Origin of the sequence: Vannielia litorea, from assembly GCF_019801175.1 — a bacterium.
GTDB classification, from domain to species: domain Bacteria; phylum Pseudomonadota; class Alphaproteobacteria; order Rhodobacterales; family Rhodobacteraceae; genus Vannielia; species Vannielia litorea_B.
In genome coordinates, this window is record NZ_JAHVJR010000002.1 from 93,176 (window position 1) to 113,054 (window position 19,879).

General features: G+C 66.7%; 20 protein-coding genes. 11 read left to right on the forward strand and 9 right to left on the reverse strand.

Features of this window, described 5'->3' with window-relative positions; translation table 11 throughout:
• Nucleotides 1–38 precede the first annotated feature (38 nt).
• Nucleotides 39–545: a DUF3576 domain-containing protein gene (locus tag KUV38_RS15875; RefSeq protein WP_261385390.1), complete on the reverse strand. Its 507-nt coding sequence runs from the start codon at nt 543–545 to the stop codon at nt 39–41.
• A 281-nt stretch (nt 546–826) separates the two neighbouring features.
• Between KUV38_RS15875 and KUV38_RS15880 the strand changes: the two genes are divergently transcribed.
• From KUV38_RS15880 to KUV38_RS15895, 4 genes are all read left to right on the forward strand, one after another.
• Nucleotides 827–1,840 (forward strand): porin, encoded by a 1,014-nt coding sequence (locus KUV38_RS15880; RefSeq protein WP_222471194.1) that lies wholly within the window; start codon nt 827–829, stop codon nt 1,838–1,840.
• A gap of 133 nt (nt 1,841–1,973) precedes the next feature.
• Nucleotides 1,974–3,464, forward strand: a complete 1,491-nt coding sequence (locus tag KUV38_RS15885) for a tetratricopeptide repeat-containing sulfotransferase family protein (protein ID WP_222471195.1) — start codon at nt 1,974–1,976, stop codon at nt 3,462–3,464.
• The gene (locus KUV38_RS15890; RefSeq protein ID WP_222471196.1) at nt 3,454–4,116 is read left to right on the forward strand and encodes a YggS family pyridoxal phosphate-dependent enzyme; all 663 of its coding nucleotides are present in this window, start codon (nt 3,454–3,456) and stop codon (nt 4,114–4,116) included. Before KUV38_RS15885 ends, KUV38_RS15890 begins: the two co-directional genes overlap by 11 nt.
• 195 nt (nt 4,117–4,311) lie before the next feature.
• Complete coding sequence (locus KUV38_RS15895; RefSeq protein ID WP_222471197.1) at nt 4,312–5,754, forward strand: tetratricopeptide repeat-containing sulfotransferase family protein; 1,443 nt, start codon at nt 4,312–4,314, stop codon at nt 5,752–5,754.
• An 11-nt stretch (nt 5,755–5,765) separates the two neighbouring features.
• Here the strand turns inward: KUV38_RS15895 and KUV38_RS15900 are convergent, their stop codons facing one another.
• The 3 genes from KUV38_RS15900 to ribA are packed head-to-tail and all read right to left on the reverse strand — an operon-like array spanning nt 5,766 to nt 7,749.
• A complete protein-coding gene (locus KUV38_RS15900; protein WP_222471631.1) occupies nt 5,766–6,248 on the reverse strand; it encodes a L,D-transpeptidase in 483 nt (160 codons plus the stop codon).
• The gene (locus KUV38_RS15905) at nt 6,248–6,673 is read right to left on the reverse strand and encodes a hypothetical protein (protein WP_222471198.1); all 426 of its coding nucleotides are present in this window, start codon (nt 6,671–6,673) and stop codon (nt 6,248–6,250) included. Before KUV38_RS15905 ends, KUV38_RS15900 begins: the two co-directional genes overlap by 1 nt.
• Nucleotides 6,670–7,749, reverse strand: coding sequence for a GTP cyclohydrolase II (gene ribA / locus KUV38_RS15910; RefSeq protein ID WP_222471199.1), 1,080 nt, complete (start codon nt 7,747–7,749; stop codon nt 6,670–6,672). The genes KUV38_RS15905 and ribA overlap by 4 nt, the downstream gene beginning before the upstream one ends.
• Before the next feature lie 163 nt (nt 7,750–7,912).
• On the opposite strand from ribA, the gene KUV38_RS15915 reads away from it, so the two are divergent.
• Nucleotides 7,913–8,599, forward strand: coding sequence for a response regulator transcription factor (locus KUV38_RS15915; RefSeq protein WP_222471200.1), 687 nt, complete (start codon nt 7,913–7,915; stop codon nt 8,597–8,599).
• 123 nt (nt 8,600–8,722) lie between these two features.
• On the opposite strand, the gene rlmH is transcribed toward KUV38_RS15915, so the two are convergent.
• On the reverse strand, nt 8,723–9,193 hold the full coding sequence (rlmH, locus tag KUV38_RS15920) for a 23S rRNA (pseudouridine(1915)-N(3))-methyltransferase RlmH (RefSeq protein WP_222471201.1): 471 nt from the start codon (nt 9,191–9,193) through the stop codon (nt 8,723–8,725).
• A 7-nt stretch (nt 9,194–9,200) separates the two neighbouring features.
• Nucleotides 9,201–9,521 (reverse strand): ribosome silencing factor, encoded by a 321-nt coding sequence (rsfS, locus tag KUV38_RS20960; protein ID WP_410000896.1) that lies wholly within the window; start codon nt 9,519–9,521, stop codon nt 9,201–9,203.
• A 273-nt stretch (nt 9,522–9,794) separates the two neighbouring features.
• Here rsfS and KUV38_RS15930 point away from each other — a divergent pair, with 273 nt between their 5' ends.
• Entirely contained in the window at nt 9,795–11,366 is a 1,572-nt protein-coding gene (locus KUV38_RS15930; RefSeq protein ID WP_261385391.1) for a hypothetical protein, read from the forward strand.
• 172 nt (nt 11,367–11,538) lie between these two features.
• Here the strand turns inward: KUV38_RS15930 and KUV38_RS15935 are convergent, their stop codons facing one another.
• Complete coding sequence (locus KUV38_RS15935) at nt 11,539–12,327, reverse strand: exodeoxyribonuclease III (protein ID WP_222471204.1); 789 nt, start codon at nt 12,325–12,327, stop codon at nt 11,539–11,541.
• A 105-nt stretch (nt 12,328–12,432) separates the two neighbouring features.
• Between KUV38_RS15935 and KUV38_RS15940 the strand changes: the two genes are divergently transcribed.
• Nucleotides 12,433–13,398: a hypothetical protein gene (locus tag KUV38_RS15940; RefSeq protein WP_222471205.1), complete on the forward strand. Its 966-nt coding sequence runs from the start codon at nt 12,433–12,435 to the stop codon at nt 13,396–13,398.
• Nucleotides 13,399–13,415: 17 nt separating this feature from the next.
• Here the strand turns inward: KUV38_RS15940 and KUV38_RS15945 are convergent, their stop codons facing one another.
• A complete protein-coding gene (locus KUV38_RS15945; RefSeq protein WP_222471206.1) occupies nt 13,416–14,384 on the reverse strand; it encodes an alpha/beta fold hydrolase in 969 nt (322 codons plus the stop codon).
• A 4-nt stretch (nt 14,385–14,388) separates the two neighbouring features.
• On the reverse strand, nt 14,389–14,934 hold the full coding sequence (locus tag KUV38_RS15950; protein WP_222471207.1) for a murein L,D-transpeptidase family protein: 546 nt from the start codon (nt 14,932–14,934) through the stop codon (nt 14,389–14,391).
• Between the two features lie 156 nt (nt 14,935–15,090).
• Here KUV38_RS15950 and gpmI point away from each other — a divergent pair, with 156 nt between their 5' ends.
• The 4 genes from gpmI to KUV38_RS15970 all read left to right on the forward strand — a co-directional run bounded on the left by gpmI (nt 15,091) and on the right by KUV38_RS15970 (nt 19,861).
• Complete coding sequence (gene gpmI, locus KUV38_RS15955; protein ID WP_222471208.1) at nt 15,091–16,602, forward strand: 2,3-bisphosphoglycerate-independent phosphoglycerate mutase; 1,512 nt, start codon at nt 15,091–15,093, stop codon at nt 16,600–16,602.
• Nucleotides 16,599–17,732 carry a murein hydrolase activator EnvC family protein gene (locus KUV38_RS15960; protein WP_222471209.1) on the forward strand — a complete coding sequence of 378 codons (1,134 nt, stop codon included), beginning with the start codon at nt 16,599–16,601 and terminating at the stop codon, nt 17,730–17,732. The genes gpmI and KUV38_RS15960 overlap by 4 nt, the downstream gene beginning before the upstream one ends.
• Before the next feature lie 4 nt (nt 17,733–17,736).
• Nucleotides 17,737–19,083: a S41 family peptidase gene (locus tag KUV38_RS15965; RefSeq protein WP_222471210.1), complete on the forward strand. Its 1,347-nt coding sequence runs from the start codon at nt 17,737–17,739 to the stop codon at nt 19,081–19,083.
• 100 nt (nt 19,084–19,183) lie between these two features.
• Nucleotides 19,184–19,861 (forward strand): NYN domain-containing protein, encoded by a 678-nt coding sequence (locus KUV38_RS15970; protein WP_222471211.1) that lies wholly within the window; start codon nt 19,184–19,186, stop codon nt 19,859–19,861.
• The last annotated feature ends 18 nt before the right edge of the window (nt 19,862–19,879 follow it).

A 19,879-nucleotide genomic window follows, 5' to 3' on the forward strand; every position in this document is an offset into this window, starting at 1 on the left:
TTGGGCCAGACTGTGGGGTGGGGGCTACCCCACCGCTCTTACAGGTTGGTGTCCTGAATGCGGAGCTGGCGGGCGCGGGTGAGGATGGCATCCTCGACGGCGCGCACGGTATCGGCGCTCACTGGGCCGGAGCGCGACTGCAGCGCCACCTTCAGCGAGCGGGCATCGAGCGCCGGGTCCTGCACATAAACAGTCGCGCGGTACGGGCGACCACCACCGGGCGGGGTGCCGTAGCCATAGACAATGACACCGGTGAAGGGATCGACTGTCTGGATCGGCATGAAGTTGAGAACTTCGAGCGAGGCGCGCCAGATATACTTGTTCACCTCGACGGTGATGTTGGGGTCGTCGTTGTTGCCGAAGAGATCCCAGATCGTCGACTGGCGAACCTTGCCTTTATATAGAGTGCGGCCCTGGGCGTCAGTCTCGACTTGCCGGGGCGCGTTGCGGATCGTGCTGGAGCCACCGGCGGAACTGCCGCCAAAACTCGCGCCAACCCGGTTGCTCACACCACACGAGGCCAGCATCAGAACAAGCGCCGACATTCCTGCTGCCCGAAGTCCCTTCCGGAAGGTCATTGAAAACTGCCCCTCTCACCCTTTTTTGCTTGTCTATCCGAGCGGCTCCAGCCCCACAAGGCTTTTTGGCCCAAGGTGCCACCCGAGGTGCCAGATGACTCACTGTGGCAGACATGCACCATATCTTACAGAGTCCCCGACGGGCTTTTCGGCATTATTGCAATCAATCAACGAAAGAGCGAAACACCCTGCCATACCCAATGTGGATTCCCCGCGTTGGGCTGACCTTTGATAACGAGGGAAACACGATGAAAAAGGTTCTTCTCACTTCGACCGCGCTGGTCGCCTTCGCTGGCGCCGCGTCGGCAGAAGTTTCCATCACCGGCTCCGCCGAGATGGGTATTTTCGGCGGCACTGGCGTCGAAACTCAGTTCTTCCAGGATCTGGACGTCACCTTCACCATGTCCGGTGAAACCGACGGCGGCCTGACCTTCGGCGCGTCGATCGATCTCGACGAAGCCCAGGACAGCCTGTCCTACGTTTCCGGCGGTTCGTGCATCACTTCCGGCACCTCGCTGGACTGCACCAACGACGCTCTGGATGACGTGACTGAAGACGGCGGCGCGTCGATCTTCATCTCCGGCTCCTTCGGCACCGTGACCATGGGTGACACCGACGGCGCCATGGACTGGGCCCTGACCGACGCCGGCAACATCGGCAACCCGGGCTCGATCGCTGACGACGAGACCTCGCACGCTGGTTACCTCGGCGCTTACCTGGACGGCACCTACGACGGCCAGATCGTTCGCTACGACAACACCTTCGGTGACTTCGGCGTCGCCATCTCCGTCGAGATGGACGAAACCGGCACTCTCGACACCGGCTACGCTCTCGGCTTCAAGTACAACGCTGAGCTCGGCGGCCTGGACCTGGCCCTCGGCCTTGGTTACCAGTCGGTTGACGGCAACGCCGGCGCCATCAAAGGCATCGCAGTGGAAGACGCCATCGGCTTCTCCGCCGTCACCACCTTCGACAACGGCCTGTCGGCTGGCATCGAGTACACCCAGTTCGGCGGTTTCGCCGGCGGTGACGACGTGACCCACGTTGGTATCGGCCTCGGCTACGCCGTGGACGCCTTCTCGGGCCACATCAACTGGGGTCAGTTCGACTCCGACTCGCTGGCTGACCCGATCTCCGGTTGGGGTCTGGCTCTCGGCTACGACCTCGGCGGCGGCGCCTCCGTTCTGGCTGGCTACGGCTCGTCCGACAACGGCACCACCACCACCGACACCTGGTCGCTGGGTCTGTCGATGTCCTTCTAAGGACACCGATAACGGTACAAGGGAAGAGCGGGCTTAGGCCCGCTCTTTTCTTTTTGGGGCCGCCGGTTTTGCCCCCTGCGCATTCGGGATTGCCTGTGTTAGCAACGGACACAGAGCAGACGAGAGAGCAGAAATGGCCGCACCGCTGACCCCCGCCCAGATCCCCGCCGCCTATCGGCAGGGCGTCGAGCTGGCAAAAGCGGGCAAGCTGCGCGAGGCCGTGGGCCTCTTCACCCAGATCACCCGGCTGCGCCCCAATATGGCCGAGCCGCATTGGCAGATCGGCCGGATCGCCGCCAAGATCGGCGACTTCCGCACCGCGGTGGACTCGCTCGACCGGGCGCAAAAGCTCAAGCCGAAGGAACTGGTGGTTCTGCGCGACTTTGCCGTCGCCCTCTCGTCCTTCGGCGACACGGCCCGCGAGATAGAGGTGCTCCGCCGCATCCTTGCCCTGAAGGCCAATGATTTCGAGGCCCGCAGCGCCCTCGCTATCGCTCTGCAATACATAGGGGACTTCGAAGAGGCGGAATCGCAGCTCAGGCGCTGCATCGCCCTGCAACCCAAGAACGGGGTCACATGGCGGCTGCTGGCCTCAGGCCGCAAACTGAAGGCGGGCGACCCGGTGATCGGGGAGATGGAAAAACTCTATAGCGACACGTCGCTCCACCCGCGCCACCGAGCCAACCTCGATTTCGCCCTCGCCAAGGCCCATGAGGACGTGAAGGACTATGCCCTGGTGATGAAGCACCTGAAGCGGGGCAACGACGAGCTGGCGAAGATCGCGCCTTACAACCCCGCCGAACGTGACGCCGAAGTGGCGGGCCTCAAGGCGGCTTTCGAGGGGATCGACTTTAACACGCCCGCGCTGGAGCCCGATCCGGGCTACGCCCCGGTGTTCGTCACCGGCATTCCGCGCTCTGGCACCACGCTTGCCGAGCAGATCGTGGGTGCGCACAGCAAGGCCACCGCCATCGGCGAGGCGCGTGAGTTCAACCTTGCGGTGCGGCAGTATCTCGGGCGTCCGGATGGCGGGTTTCGCCCGCTTGCCGATCTGTCGACCGATGATCTGGCCGCGATGCGCAAGCGGGCCGAGGAGCTGACCCGGCGGCGCTTCAGCTTCGGGGGGGTCTGCGTCGACAAGTCGGTGCAGAGCTGGCACTACATCGGCCTGATCCGCCTCATCATGCCCAACGCCCGGGTGATCGTGATGCAGCGTGACCCGCGCGACAACCTGCTCTCGATCTACAAGAACGTGTTCTCCGAAGGCACCCACAAATACGCCTATCGCTTTGAGCACATGGTCCATTACCTGAAGTCGCACCGCGAAATGATGGACTTCTGGCACGAGAAGGCGCCGGGGCTCTTCACCGAAATGCGCTACGAGGCGCTGGTGGGCGATCCGGAGGTGGAGGCGCGGCGGCTGGTGGAGGCCGCAGGGCTGGAATGGGAGGACCAATGCCTCGAATTCTACGCCCAGAAGCAGCGGGTGAGCACGCTCTCGGTCGCGCAGGTGCGTCAGCCGATCTACCAGAGCTCGACCCGCGCCTGGGAACGCTATGGAGATGACATTAAGCCGTTGATCGACGCGCTTGAGAAGGAAGGATTGCTGCCGGATGGGGCTTGAAGAAATCAGGAGCCGGGTGGCTAAGGCCGCCGCAGAAGCCGGACGGGCGGCGGAAGACGTGCGGCTCATTGCCGTGTCGAAGGTGCAGCCCGATGGGCGGGTCGAGGCCGTGCTGGGCGAGGGGCATTGCTGTTTTGGCGAGAACCGGGTGCAGGAGGCGCAAGGCAAGTGGCCCGAATTTCGCGAGCGTTTCGAGGGTGTTGACCTGCACCTGATCGGCCCGCTGCAAAGCAACAAGGCCCGCGTGGCGATGGAGCTGTTTGACGCGATCCACACGGTGGACCGGCCCAAGATCGCCACCACCATCGCCCGGCTGGCCGATGAGTTGGGGCGGTGCCCTGACCTGTTCATTCAGGTGAACACCGGGGAGGAGCCGCAGAAGGCGGGATGCCTGCCGTCGGAGGTCGATGACTTCGTGGCCGAGTGCCGGGGCCTCTCGCTGCCGGTGAAAGGGCTGATGTGCATCCCCCCGGTCGAGGAGGAGCCGAGCCTGCACTTTGCCCTGCTCGCCAAGTTTGCCGCGCGGAACGGGCTCACCGGCCTCAGCATGGGTATGAGCGCCGACTTCGAGCGGGCGATTGCGCTGGGGGCGACTCACGTGCGCGTCGGCTCCGCGATTTTTGGCGAACGGGTGCCTGCGGCCAAAGCCTGAGCTGCACAATTTTTGCGCGAACTGGCTGGGCCAACGGCTAGATCTTCGCGGTGATGCACATCTCCGAACCCCTAAGGCGCGCCACCGCACAGAGTTGATTCACAAACAGTTTATTTGAACCAAACGGTTCGGTTCAGGGTGGCTATCCACTCAACTCATGGGCTTATTGGCCTTGGGGAGGGGTGGAGATGAGATATGCCCACCTTTCGAATGAACGACATTCCAGCCGTGTTTCGCCGCGCTCGCCAGCTTCAGGCCGATGGCCAGCTGGGGGAGGCCTGCGCGCTTTACGAGGACATCGTCGCGCTGCGCCCGCAGACGGCGGAGGCGCATTACGAGATCGGGCGCATAAGGCACCGCACCGGCGACCTTGGCACTGCGCTCAAGGCGCTCGACCTCGCGCGCAAGCATCGCCCCGGCGAGCCGGCCGTGCTGATCGAGCGGGCGCAGGTGCTCTCGGATGCAGGCCAGATCGACGCGGCGATTGACGCGCACCGAGAGGTGCAGCGGGCGGTGCCGGGCGCGGTTGGCCCGCATGTGGAGATCGGTCTGCTCGAGCAACGCGCCGGGCGACGCGACCGGGCCGAGGCGGCCTTTACGGCGGCGCAGGCCCTGCGGCCGCAAGATGGCGAGCTCTACCGTCTGCGGATGAGCGCCCATCGCTCAGAGCCGGGCGACCCGTTGATCGAGGAGATGCGCGGCCTCTACCGCAGCGGGCGGGCCAGCGGCACCACGCGGGCCAGCCTGTGCTTTGCCCTTGCCGGGGCGCTGGAGCAATCCGGCGCCGAGCCGGGCGAGGTCTGGCGCTATCTCGAAGAGGGCAATGCGCTGACCCGGGCGCGCTTTCCCTATGACCGCGCGGCGCGGGAGGCCGAGGACAAGGCCCACATCAAGGCCAGTGCCGCGCTCCCCCGCCTGCCCCGCTCTGAGACCAGCAGCTTTCATCCGGTGTTCGTCACAGGCATGCCGCGCTCCGGCACCACGCTGGTGGAGCAGATGCTGGCGAGCCATCCCGAGGTGACCGGCGGCGGTGAGATGGCGGTGGTCGGTCCCACGTTGCGCCCGGTTCTGGCGGGCAGCGCCGCGCCGCAGGGTTTTGGCCCGGCGCTCGAGGCCGCCATGCGCCGCCGCGCCTGCTTTGACCGGGTGATCACCGACAAGTCGATCCAGGGCTACCGCAACATCGGCGCGCTCGCGGCGCTTCTGCCGGGCGCGCCAATTCTGGTGATCTATCGCGACCCGCGCGATCAGCTGTTCTCGATCTTCCGGCAGGTCTTCCGCGAAGGGCGGCACCGCTATGCTTATGGGCTGGATGACCTCGTGCATGCCTACAAGGCCTATCGCGCGATGGTGGACCTTTGGCGCGAGGCCGCGCCGGGGGCATTTACCGAAGTCAGCTATGAGCGCCTCGTGGCCGAGCCGGAGCCGCAGGCGCGCAGGATCGTCGAGGCTGCCGGGTTGGCGTGGGATCCGCAGGTGATGGCCTTCCACGAAAACCGGCGCGATGTGCGGACGCTGTCGCAATCGCAGGTCCGCGAGCCGCTTAACACGCGCTCGATCGGCGCTTGGAAGCGCTACGAGGCCCAGCTTGCCCCGATGCTGGAGGCGCTGGAAGCCGAGGGGCTGCTGCCCGAATAGCTGCGCGCCTGCTAAGGGCCGTCAATGAGCAATGGCGTGCCCGGCGCGGCGCGGGCGGCGATCCAGGCGATATGGGCAGGCGCGAAGGCGAGGCAGCCCTCGGTCGGGTGGCCGCGCTTGCGCCAGCGGTGCAGGAAGATCGCCGAGCCTGCGCCTGATGTGGCAGGCGTGTTCCAATCGGTGGTGAGCACAATGTCATAAAGCGGATCGGCGCGGCGCATCTTCTCGTGGCTGGGGGCGTAGTGGGCTTTGACCAGCGTGTTATAGGCCGGGTCATCCGGCGCATCGGACCAGAGGTCGCGCAACCCGATGGGGATGGCCCAGGGCGCGGGCGGCGGCACGCGGTCGGGGCGGTAATAGCAGGCAAGGATATGGTGCAGGCCAGTGGGCGTGGCCCCGTCACCCTCGCGTTTTTCACTGCTGATCCCGCCGCGCCCAACGACCGTGGGCAGGAGCCGCCCGGCAAAGAGCAGCCCGCGCGGGGTGAGCCGCATCACGGGTAGGCGCCGTGGACGGCGAGCGCGGTGGCGCTGACCGGGCTGGTGAGCTGGATCGAGACCGCCAACTCATGCGGCCCCAGCCGGAACCACCGCCCGCCGGTGGGCGGCTGCACCGCAGCGCCGATGGGCGGCGGGTTCATCTCTTCGCGCAGGAAGGGCAGGGCATCGAGCGCGGGAGCGAGGGTTTGCAGCGTCAGCGGCTGCGGAAAACGCCCGATCAGCAGGCCACCGAACCGGGCGCTGGGGCCGGGGCTGCGCAGCTCGAACTCGGCAAAATGGCCTGCGCCCGCCGCCTCGAAGCCGATCCATGCGCTACTCTGCTGGGTGCGGCGGAGCGGCTGGCCCAGCATCGCCTCGACCTCGGCCTGCGAGAAATCCTCCAGCCGGGCGGCGGCCTTGAGAAAGGGTGAGATCTTCATAGCAGATGTCCCGACTTGGCGGCCTTGGTGGCGAGATAGGCCTCATTCTGCGGGGTCAGCCCCACCTTCAGCGGCACCCGTTCCACCACCTTGATGCCGCGCGCCTCCATCATGGCGATCTTGGCGGGGTTGTTCGTCATCAGCCGCACCTGCCCCACACCCATCTTGCCCAAGAGCGCCGCGCCGATGCGAAAATCGCGCTCGTCATCCTCGAAGCCGAGCCGGTGGTTGGCCTCGACCGTGTCGAACCCCTGATCCTGCAAGGAATAGGCCCGCATCTTGTTGGAAAGGCCAATCCCCCGGCCCTCCTGGTTGAGGTAGAGCAGCAGCCCGCCGCCCGCCGCGCCCATCGCCTCCAGCGCGGCATGGAGCTGGGGGCCGCAGTCGCACTTGAGCGAGCCGAGCACATCGCCGGTGAAGCAGGCCGAATGCAGGCGGGTGAGCACCGGCCCGTCGCGGTCAGGGCGGCCGACTTCGACCACGTAATGCTCTTCGCTGCCGTCACCGGGGCGGAACACATGCAGCCGCCCTGCGCCCGCAAGATGCATCGGCAACCGCGCCGAGACCGCCTCGGCAAAAGGGGCAAGTTCGCCGCTGGGCATATCGGTGATCCGGGTCAGCCCTGCGGAGGCCGCTCCGGTGAACGGGGCCACCAGAACAGCTGGGAGCAGCCGGGCCTCCTTGGCCAGCCGGATGCCCGCGCGGGCGACCTCGGGGCAGCCCTCCGCGCCGCGCAGGGCGTTGAACGGGCCTTTCATCGGGGTGGCGAGGTCGCGCGCCGGATCTGCCGTGGCCGCGGCCCATGCTGCCGCGCCCTCGGCGGGCAGGCGCAGGCGCGCCATGTCGCCATCATAGGCGCGGGCCTTCAGGGTTTCGGCCCGGCGGGCGGTGATGGCAAGGTAGGCTCCTGCCCCCGACGCCACATCCACCAGCGCCGCGACCCGCTCGGGCGCGGCCCCCTCTGCGGCCAGAACCAGCGCCTGATCCGCGCCGCAGCCGAGCACAACAGGCAACCCGAGCCGCAGATCGGCACGGGCGCGGGCGCGCATCTCATCAGGGGTAGGCAGGAGGCTCATGCCGAAAACCTATGCGGAACTTGCAGCACATCTAGTGGGTTTTCGTAGGAATATGAAACATTTCCGCCCTCCCGCACACGGTTGCGTGAGCGATTTGCAGCAAATCTTGTCGCTCCCGTGCCCCGTTCACACATCCGAGAGAGCAGAAGAAAGGAGGCTCCCCATGGCCAACCTGAAGAAAATACTCCTCGTCGACGACGATGAAGACCTGCGCGAGGCGCTGAGCGAGCAGCTCGTGATGACTGAAGACTTCGACGTGTTCGAGGCCGGAGACGGCCACGGCGCGATGGAGAAGGCGAAAAACGCGATCTATGATCTCGTGATCCTCGACGTGGCGCTGCCCGATACCGATGGCCGCGAACTGTGCAAGCTGATGCGCAAGCAGGGGGTGAAATGCCCGATCCTGATGCTCACCGGCCAGGACAGCGATGCCGACACCATCCTCGGCCTCGATGCCGGCGCGAATGACTACGTGACCAAACCGTTCAAATTCCCGGTTCTGCTGGCCCGCATCCGTGCCCAGCTGCGCCAGCATGAGCAGAGCGAGGACGCAGTCTTCCAGCTCGGGCCGTACACCTTCAAGCCTTCGATGAAGATGCTGGTGGATGACGCCGAGAAGAAGATTCGCCTCACCGAGAAAGAGACGAACATCCTGAAGTTCCTCTACCGGGCGAGCGAGGGCGTGGTGCCGCGCGATATCCTGCTGCATGAGGTCTGGGGCTATAACGCGGGGGTTACCACCCACACGCTGGAGACCCACATCTATCGCCTGCGCCAGAAGATCGAGCCCGATCCCTCCAACGCGCGCCTTCTGGTGACCGAGAGCGGCGGCTACCGGCTGGTCGCCTGACAAGATCCCTCCGTGGCCGGGGTACTTGGCCACACCTCCCTGTTGGACTGGCCCGGGTTAACGCCCGGGCCTTTTTTCATGGACTGAGTCGTGCGAGGGGCAGCGAACGGGGCGAGGCCCGGCCTACACGCGGTGATACGGCGTGCCTGCAAGGATCGCGGTGGCGCGGTAGAGCTGCTCGGCCAGCATCACCCGGGCCAGCATATGCGGCCAGACCATCTTGCCGAAGCTGAGGGTAAAGTCGGCCTCGGCCACCAGCGCCGGGTCCAGCCCGTCGGCGCCGCCGATCATCAGCGCCACCTCGGGGCGGCCGGTATCGCGCCATTTGCCTAGCTGGTCGGCAAAGCCGGGTGACGAGACCACCTTGCCGCGTTCGTCCATTGCCACCACCACGGCCCCACTCGGCAGGGCGCGGCGCAGCAGCTCGGCCTCGGCGGGTTTGCCGCCGCCGCGCTTGTCTTCCAGCTCCACAACGGAGGCCGGACCAAGCCCCAGACCGCGCCCGGTTTTTCCGGCGCGGTCGAGATAATCATCGATCAGGGATTTCTCCGGGCTGGCGCGGAGCCGCCCGATGGCGAGAATGGTCAGCTTCAAGGCGGTGTCAGGCGGTCGCGGTGACCGGCTGCCACATCTTCTCGAGCTGGTAGAAGTCGCGGACCTCGGGGCGGAACACGTGAACGATCACGTCGCCCGTGTCGATCAGCACCCAGTCGCCCGCATCCTTGCCCTCGACCTTGCACTGCGTGCCGAAGTCCTGCTTGAGACGGTCCACCAGCTTTTCGGAGATCGCAGCCACCTGGCGTGTGGAGCGGCCCGAGCAGATCACCATGTGATCGGCAATGGTCGACTTGCCGGCGAGGTCGATCGTCACGATCTCCTCGGCCTTGTCGTCTTCAAGCGATTTGAGGATATGCGCGAGCAGGGCCGTGCCGCCTTGGTCGCTGCTGTGTGCCCCTGCGAGGGGCGCGTTGCCTGCCGTGTGCTGGACGGCGGCCTCCGAGGAGTGAGACAGGAGATGGTCCTCCGTGGCTACGCGCCTGCAAAGCCCCGGCGCCGGGCGTGCCACAAAGGTAACACCGGCCACGCCCTGCTTCAATGTTTCATGACACTGCGTAACGCCTCTGTCGCACCGCTGCACGCCGCGCAGGCCGCTCCGCGCTTGCCGCCCCCGCCGCCCGGTGGCACCTTCGGCCCGATGACAGAGCTCAGCGCCTTTGCCCCGCTCACCCCGGCGGAAGAGAAACTGCTCACCACCTGCGCCGGGCCGGAGCGGGTGACGCTGGGCGAGGGGGCGCTTCCCGGCGAGGAGGCGGGCGAGGATGTGACGGTGCGCGCCGCCCTGCTGCGCGAGTTGCTGCTCGGGCTCTACGAGCATCCGCTGAACCCCAAGGGTCTGCGCCTGCGCGGAGCGCGGATCACCGGCACGCTGGACTTGCAGGGCACCGATTGCAGCCAGGATATCACCCTCTCCGCCTGCCGGATCGAGGGCGAGATGAACCTTGTGAACGCCTCCCTGCGCGGGCTGCATCTGCAGGGCTGCTGGGTGAAGGCGATCACCGCCGACAACGCCCGCTTCAGCGGCTCGGTCTACCTGCGGGGCGAGAGCCATGTGGCGGGCGAGATCGGGCTGGCCGGCGCCCGGATCGGCGGCGATCTGCAACTCTGCGGCGTCACCATCGACGGCGGCGGGCAGGATGCGGTCTTCGCCCCCTCGCTCCGGGTCGAAGGCTCGGCCTTTCTGGGCAATTACCCTTACGCCGAGGGCGAAACCACGCTCACCTGCCGCGGAATGCTGTTCTTTTCCTCCGCCCGGATCGACCATGACTGCTTCATCACCAACTGCGCGGTGGATCTGCCCGACGAGCCGCTCGGGCACGAGGCCTTCGGCGCCACCGAGGAGCACGGCTCCGACATCGCCGTCTCGCTCGCCCGCGCCCGCGTTGGCGGCATCCTCTACTTCCAGCACAACGAGATCGGCCGGGTCGTCAACCTCGCCGGGGCCGAGGTGGCGCGGTTCAAGGACGAACCATCGGGGCAGGGCGCGAGCTATCCGCTGCGGCTCGACGGTTTCCGCTATTCCGATTTCTCGCGCCACGCCGACACCCGCCCGACCGAGCGCCTGAGCTGGCTGGCCCGGCGGCCTGAAGAGCTGAACTTCAACGCCCAGCCCTACGAGCAACTCGCCCATGTGCTGGGCCGGATGGGCCACCGCAGCGATGCGCAGACGGTGCTGATGGTGAAGGAGCGGCTGCTGCGGGCCGAAAACCGCAGGCTGCGGGCCGAAACTTCAGGCTACGGGCCGCGCTGGCTTATGATGTGGCTCTCCGACATGGTTCTGCGCTTCACCGTGGGCTACGGCTACCGCCCCGGCCGCTCGGTGGCCTTTGCCGTGGTGCTCATCGCCGGGCTGGCCGCCTTTTACCAGGCCACGTGGAACGCGGGCGACATGACGCCGAACGCCGCGCCGATCCTCACCTCGCAGCCCTGGATCGCCGCCACCGAGAGCCACCCCGAGGGCCCCGGCGCCTTCTGGAGCCAGCCGGGGCAGGCCGGGCAGGACTGGGAGACCTTCTCTTCTCTCGCCTATGCCGCCGATCTGGTGATACCGCTGGTGAACTTCGGGCAGGAAGACGCATGGGCCCCCTCCACCTCACGCTCGCCGCTGGGCCGCCTTGGTTGGGGGCTGCGCTGGCTGGCCAAGGGCATCGGCTGGATCGTCACGGCGCTGGCCGCCGCCGCCCTTACCGGCGTCATCCGCCGCGACTGACCGCTGCCAAATGGCGCGCCCTTCAAACCGGGACAATTTGATTAAAATTGCCCGCACACGCCCTTCATCTTGGCTCAAATATCTCCACGGGGGTGTGGGGGTATGAAACCCCCACTCAGGACTCGTGGGTGTGGGGGTGTGAAACCCCCACCGCGGAACGGCTCAGCCGTGCCTAGAGGTCGAACTCGGCGAACACCGGCGCGTGGTCCGAGGGCTTCTCCCAGCCGCGCACCGGGCGGAGGATGCGGCTGGAGTGGCCGGCATTGGCGATATCGGGCGTGGCCCAGATATGGTCCAGCCGCCGGCCCTTGTCGGCGGCGTCCCAGTCCTTCGCGCGATAGGACCACCAGCTGTAGAGCAGGCCTTCGGGGATGTCCTTGCGGGTGATATCCACCCACTTGCCCGCGTCCTGAGTCTCGCCCAGCGCCTCCACCTCTACCGGCGTGTGGCTGACGATCTTCAGCAGCTTCTTGTGATCCCACACGTCATCTTCGCGCGGCGCGATGTTGAGGTCGCCGACGAGGATGCTCTTTTGCGGCGCGTCGGCGTGGAAGGCGTCGCGCATCTCGGTGAGGTAGTCGAGCTTCTGGCCGAACTTCTCGTTCACCTCGCGGTCGGGCACATCGCCGCCGGCAGGGACGTAGAAGTTGTGGATGGTCACGCCGTTCTCAAGCTTTCCGGCGATGTGGCGGGCGTGGCCGAGCTTGGCATAGTCCGCCGCCCCGGCCTCTTCCATCGGCAGCTTCGAGAGGATCGCGACGCCGTTGTAGCCCTTCTGCCCGCGGGCGACCATGTGGGTGTAGCCGAGCGCCTCGAAGATCTCGACCGGGATCTTGTCGACCGGGCTCTTGCATTCCTGCAGGCAAAGCACATCGGGCGTTTCCTCGCGCATCAGCCGGGCCACGAGATCGGCCCGCAACCGCACCGAGTTGATGTTCCATGTTGCCAGTGAAAATGTCATGCCCGCCTCCTTGGCCCGCCTCTTGGGTTCGGGGCCGGGATAGCCCGGCGGCGTCGGGGTTTCCACCCCTTGTGCCACCGCTCCTGCCACGCCACTCTCGCCGCCATGAAACAGCTCCTCGCCGCCGCCCTCCTGCTTGCCGCCCTGCCGCTCAGGGCCGATCCGCCACCGCAGGGCAGCTTCATGCTGGGCAGCGCGATCTGGCCCGATCACGTGCTGCCACGGTCTGTGCGGCTGGCCTTCGAGGGCGAGGCGATGCAGCTGCATTTCGTGCATCCGCTGCCGCTGGACTTCGAGGCCTGCGACACGACAGGCATCTGCGAAAGCACCGTGCAGGCGGCCACGGCCACTGCGCGAGTGGACGGCGGCAACCTGGTGCTGGAAAACATCGAGATCGACGAGAGCGCGGCGATCGAGCCTTCGACGATGAAGTACCTCGAGATCCCGCAGGACCGGATTTACACCGCCTTTGTGATCAGCCTGTTGCAGCAGGCGGGCTTTGCGCCGACCGACGCGGGCTTCACCCTAACCTCGGCAGGCACGCCGATGGAATTTTATGCCGTCTCGGCCGAGGACGCGCTGACCATTGCCTCCATCCCCGTCGTTTTCGAGCAGTCGATCGCGCAGATGGGTGGCTGCGAGGTGCGTGCGCTTGCGCCGCTGCTGGCCGAGGAAGAACCAACTCCGGCGGAGGCGCGGTTCATCCGGGTGCTGGGCGGGTTCCGCACCATGCTGGACTATGATTTCGCCGCCCGCCGCGCCGCGCCCTTCAAGGCCGATTTGACCGATGCGCAGCGGGAGGAGGGCGACAAGCTGCGGAGCGCCACCAGACTTCCGGCCATGATCGGCAACATCTTTCAAACGCCGGAGGACGGCGGGATCGAGGAATTCCGGGCCGACATGGGTTTGAGAATGTTCTGGGACGACAGCGAGGCGCTGGATAACGCCATCGCCGCCTATGGCGCGGCTTTGCCCGACATGGTGGCATGGTACCGGCATCTGCGCGGCATAGAAGGCCGGATTGACGTCGCAACCATCTGCGCCGATCCCTCCTTGGGCTTCATGGAGTAGCGCGGGACTTTCCCGCCTTACCTCGCCCCCTCGACCCAGGCCAGCGCCTCCTCCAGCGCTGCCATGAAGGACCCCGGATCTTCGATCTGCGGAATATGGCCCAGCCCTTCCAGCGGCCAGAGCCGCGACCCTTCGACCAGCGAGACCAGCTGTTCACCCTGCGCCAGCGGGGTGGCGGTGTCTTCCACGCCCCAGAGCACGCCCACGGGCAGGGTGAGGCCGCGCCAACCTGCCTCGGTCACGCTGGCGGCGCCCTCGGGACGGGCGAGCAGGGTGGGCAACCAGTCGGCCATGGCAGGGGTGGTGCCCTCGCGCTTCATCGGGGCGTTGAGCGTGTCCACATAGGGCGCGGCCCGGTCCTTCTTGTGAAGGAAAGCCTTCAGCATCGGCTGCATCGCCCATGGGTTGGTGATGGTGGCCGACACGGCCAGTTGCCTTAGCGCGGGCGCGCGGAGCGGCAGAGGCAGCGCCTTGGCCTCCGCATCCAGCCCGATCGCGCCATCGACCACGATGAAGCCGGCAAAGGCCGCCTGATCGGACATCACCGCCTCCGCCGCAGCGCCTGCGCCGAAGCTGTGCGCCACCAGCACGGGCGTCACGCCCAGCGCCTCGGTCAACGCCAGCACGCGCTGGCCCTGCCGCACGCGGTTGTAATCGCCCTCCGCATCCCGCTCCGACCAGCCCATCGGGGGCATATCGAAGGCGATGGCGCGGTAGCCTGCGCTCTCGAGCGCGACGATGGTTTCATCCCAGAAGGCCGACCAGCCGACGGAGCCATGCACCAGCAGCACCGGGGTCGCCTCCTTGGGGCCATAGTCTATCACGTAGACCTCGCCCATCACGGTTTGCACCATGCTGCCCCAGCGGGGCGCTTCCGCTTGGGTTTCGCGCAGGGCGGCCATGCCGCGCAGCGCAAGCAGGGCAACGACGACGATCACCACCAGAACGGCGGCAAGCTTCAGGAGGAATTTGATGAAACGGCCCACGGGATTACTCGCTGATGGTGATGGGGGTGCCATCGGGCACCAGTGCCCAGATCTCGCGCATCTCGGCATCGGTCACGGCGATGCAGCCATTGGTCCAATCCCACGCGCGATGCAGCCCGCCGAGCCAGCCCCAGCCATTGGCGATACCGTGGATCATGATGTCACCGCCGGGGCTGTGCCCCGCCGCCTCGGCGCGGGCGCGGTCCTCGGCGTTGGGGTAGGAGATGTGCAGGCTGAGGTGGGCGATGGAATTCGGGTTGCGCCAGTCGATCACGTAGCGGCCGGTGGGCGTGCGCTCATCCCCCTCGCGGGCCTTGTGACCCTCGGGCGCAGCGCCGAGACTCACCTCATAGCTGCGGATCACCGCGCCCGCGCGGAGCAGCTCGAGCCGCCGCTCCGACTTGTCGACGCGGATCTCGTCGGCCTGTTCGCTCTCGGCGGCCATCTCGGGCGCGGTGCCGGAGCCCACGCGGGCCATCGCGGCGGTATAGCCCACCAGCCCCACGGCCAGAACGGCAAGCGCCGCGACGATCCTAAAAATACGCTTCATGTCCGACTGATAGCACCCATGGTGAAACACGGGTAGCGGCTCAATTCCTAGCGCGCCGGGGGCCGCAGGCCGGTTTCGGCGTGGCGCGCCGCTCTGCCGTTTCCCCCGCCTGCGCTCTGGGGTAAAAGGCCAGCGAACCCGTGAAGGAGCCGCCCCATGCCCAAGCCCGTTGTCCTCTGCATTCTCGATGGCTGGGGCATTGGCGATGGCGGGCCGGGGGATGCCCCGGCGCTGGCGAACACCCCGACGATGGACAGGCTCCTTTCCACCTGCCCCCATGCCACCCTCACCACCTTCGGCCCCGATGTGGGCTTGCCGACCGGCCAGATGGGCAACTCGGAGGTGGGGCATACCAACATCGGCGCGGGCCGCGTGGTGGCGATGGATCTCGGCCAGATCGACCTTGCCATCGAAGACGGCAGCTTTGCCGAGAACGAGGGGCTGGGCGCCTTCATCGCCGCGCTGAAAAAGTCCGGCGGCACCGCCCACCTCGCGGGGCTGGTCTCGCCCGGCGGGGTCCACAGCCACCAGAGCCACATGATCGCCGCCGCCCGCGCGATCACCGCCGCAGGCGTACCGGTCGCCATCCACGCGTTGACCGATGGCCGCGACGTAGCCCCCAAATCCGCCAGCAAATACATCGGTGAAACCGAGAAGAACCTGCCCGACGGCGCAAAGTTCGTGACCGTCTCGGGCCGCTACTACGCGATGGACCGTGACAACCGCTGGGACCGGGTCGCCAAGGCCTACGCGGCCATCGTGCATGGCAAGGGCGAGGCGGGCGAGAGCGCGGTGGGCGCGGTTGCGGCCTCCTACGCCGCCGACAAGACCGACGAGTTCATCCTTCCCACCGTGCTGGGCGACTACGCGGGCATGAAAGATGGCGATGGCCTCTTCTTCCTCAACTTCCGGGCCGACCGGGCGCGCGAGATCCTGCGGGCCATCGGCGAGCCGGGGTTCAACGAATTTGATGCCGGCACCCGCCCCGACCTGGCCGCGCTGCTGGGGATGGTGGAGTACTCCGAGGGCCACAACGCCTACATGACCACCTGCTTCCCGCCGCGCGACATCGTCAACACGCTGGGGGCATGGGTGGCCAAGCAGGGGCTGACCCAGTTTCATATCGCGGAAACCGAGAAATACCCGCATGTCACCTTCTTCCTGAACGGCGGCAAGGAAGAGCCGGAGGCGGGCGAAGACCGATACATGCCGAAAAGCCCCGATGTGGCGACCTATGACATGCAGCCCGAAATGAGCGCGCCCGAAGTCTCCGAGCGGCTCGTGGCGGCGATCGAGAAGGGCTATGACTTCATCGTGGTCAACTTCGCCAACCCCGACATGGTGGGCCATACCGGGGTGATACCCGCTGCCGTGGCCGCCTGTGAGGCGGTCGATACCGGGCTGGGCAAGGCGCTGGACGCGCTGGAACAGGCGGGCGGCGCGATCATCGTCACCGCCGACCACGGCAATTGCGACATGATGATCGATCCCCAAACCGGCGGCCCGCACACGGCCCACACGCTCAACCCGGTTCCGGTGGTGGTCTACGGTGCGCCTGAGGGCGCCAAGGTGCGCGAAGGGCGGCTGGCCGACCTTGCGCCCACGGTGCTCGCCCTCATGGGCCTGCCCCAGCCCGATGAGATGACCGGCAAGAGCCTGCTCGCATGATCCGCGCTGCCCTGCTCGCCCTGCTCCTTGGCGCTCCGGCGACGGCCCAGCAGGCCGACCCGGCGGATATCGCCGTGGAGGCCGCCTCGCTGCTGACACGCGCCGCTGCAGCGCTGGAAGAAGCCGAAACCCGGGCCGACCGGGTCGAGGCGCTGACCCAAACCGTGCGCGCCTATGAAACCGGGCTGACCGCCCTGCGCACCGGGCTGCGGCAAGCCGCAATCCGCGAGGGCGTGCTGCGCGCCATGCTGGAGGCCCGCGAAAGCGAGGTCAGCCGCCTGCTGGGCGTGCTCTCTACCATGGAGCGCTCGCCCGCGCCGCTCCTGCTGCTGCACCCCTCCGGCCCGGCGGGCACCGCCCGCGCCGCGATGACACTGGGCGCGGTCACCCCCGGCCTTCAGGCCGAGGCGGCGGCGCTCAGGGCGCAAGTCGAGGAAATCGCCCTGCTCCGCGTGTTGCAGGAAAGCGCGCGCGACACGCTGGCCGAGGGGCTGCATGGCGCCCAGCAGGCGCGGCTTGCCCTGACCCGCGCGATTGACGAGCGCACCGACCTGCCGCGCCGTTATGTCGAGGACCCGGCCCGCCTGCGCCAGTTGCTGGAGACTTCCGATACGCTCGCAGCCTTCGCCTCCGGCCTCAGCCGGATCGAGGGGCAAACCGCCCCCGAGAACGCCAGCTTCGACGCGCAGAAAGGCAGCCTGCCGCTGCCCGGCCCGGCCACGCTGATCCGCCGCTTCGAAGAGCCGGACGCCGCGGGCATCGCCCGCCCCGGCCTGCTGCTCGCGCTCTATCCCGGCACCCTGCTCACCGCCCCCGCCGCCGCCACGATCCGCTACACCGGCCCGCTGCTCGACTACGGAAACGTGATGATCCTTGAGCCCGCGCCCGACACTCTGTTGGTGCTCGCCGGGCTCGAAACTGTCTATGGTGAGCCTGGCCAGATCGTGACCGCTGGCGCGCCGCTCGGCCTGATGGGCGGGCGGGTGACGGAGGACGAGGCCGGAGAATTTGCCGAAGGTCAGCCACCGGAGGCTGGTGCGGAGCGCAGCGAAACGCTTTATATGGAGCTCAGACAGGGCGAGACCCCGGTGGACCCGACCGAATGGTTCGCCGCGACAAAGGATGGATGATGGCATGAAGAAGTTCACGATGGCCGCGCTGGGCGGCACGCTGGCAGGGGTGCTGCTGAGCACCCAGATCGCCGGCCCGCTGATCGCGCAGGAGACCGACCGCAACGCCTCGATCTACGAGCAGCTCGATCTCTTCGGCGACATCTTCGAGCGGATCCGCGCCCAGTATGTCGAGGAAGTGGACGAGAAAGAGCTAATCGAAGCCGCCATCAACGGCATGCTCACTTCGCTCGATCCGCACTCCTCCTACCTCTCGCCCGATGATGCCGCCGACATGCGCGTGCAGACCCGCGGCGAGTTCGGCGGCCTCGGCATCGAGGTCACGCAGGAAGAGGGTTTCGTAAAGGTCGTCTCCCCGATCGACGACACCCCCGCCGACGAGGCCGGCATCGAGGCTGGCGATTTCATCACCCATGTCGATGGCGAGTCGGTGCTCGGCCTAACGCTCGACGATGCGGTCGAGCTGATGCGCGGCCCGGTCGGCAGCGAGATCATCATCACAGTGGTCCGCGAAGGTGTCGATGAGCCCTTCGACGTGACCATCGTGCGCGACACCATCAAGCTGACCGCCGTGCGCACCCGGACCGAGGGCGATTCGGTGGTGCTGCGGATCACCACCTTCAACGACCAGACCTTCCCCAACCTCGAAGAGGGCCTCGCCAAGGCGGTGGAAGAGGCCGGCGGCATGGATGCGATCAATGGCATCGTGCTCGATCTGCGCAACAACCCCGGCGGCCTGCTGACGCAGGCGATCAAGGTCTCCGACGCCTTCCTCGAGAAGGGCGAAATCGTGAGTACCCGGGGCCGTCAGGCCGCCGATGGCGACCGTTACAACGCCACCGCGGGCGACCTTGCCGAGGGCAAGCCGATCGTGCTGCTGATCAACGGCGGCTCCGCGTCGGCCTCCGAGATCGTGGCCGGTGCGCTTCAGGATCACCGCCGCGCCATCGTGGTCGGCACCAAGAGCTTCGGCAAGGGCTCGGTCCAGACCGTGATGCCGCTCAAGGGTGACGGCGCGATGCGCCTGACCACCGCGCGCTACTACACGCCCTCGGGCCGCTCGATCCAAGCGCTGGGCGTGTCGCCCGACATCGTCGTGCAGCAGCCCACGGTGAACCCCAACGCCGAGCCGGAGGAGGATGAAGAGGCCTCCGCCGCCGCCCGCCGCCGCTCCGAAGCGGACCTGCGCGGCGCAATCAGCAACGACAGCCTGAGCGAAGACGAGATCCGCCAGATCGAAGAGGAACGCGCCGCCGCCGAAGCCGCCGCCGAACTCCGCGACGAGGACTACCAACTCGCCTACGCCATCGACCTCCTGAAAGGCCTCCACGCACTGGAGCCCGCCGAGTAGGTTGCGGTTTTAGGTTATGAAAAGGGCGGCCTCCGGGCCGCCCTTTTTCGTTCCCCGCCCGCGCCCCATTTCCGCCACAGCCGGAACTGATGCTCGGCGCATGTTTCACGAGTCCACTCCCGCCCGCACCGCCCTGTTGATTGACGGCGACAACATCAACGCCAAGCATGCCGAAGCAATCCTCGCAGCGGCGCCAACCGGGCAGGTCGCCCGTGTCTACGTTGATGCCGCGCACGTACAGAATTGGCGGCACTTGGCGGCCTTCGAAATCATACACTCCGGCCAGCACAAAAATGCCTCGGACATCCTGTTGGCGCTTGATGCCCTCGAGCTCGCTCTGACAGGCGGATACAATTACTTTACACTGGTTTCATCTGACACCGACTTCACACATCTCGCCCGCCGCCTGCGAAAGTACCGTTGTACGGTCAACGGATTGGGCAATAGAGATTCTTCCGGTCGTCTTGGGCAGGCGTTCGATAGGTTCGCGGAACTTCCATGCGAAGACGCACCACTCGCGTCCATCACAGCGACCTCGCTGGACGAGAAAATTCGCACCGTCATCGCAATGGGTAGCCGCAAGGCAAGAGGTATCCTTTTCACCTCCCTCGGGGCCAAGATGTTACGAACTCACAAGATCACTCTTGCGGACATTCCTGATCCCACTTGGCGGACCTATGTCACCAAGCGCCCCAATCTTTACGAGGTCGATCCGCCCAGCAGAGGTGCCTACATACGCTTTCTTAAGGACGGCTTCAGGGCCAACAGCTGTGAATAGTCCGATCTCCAGAGGCAC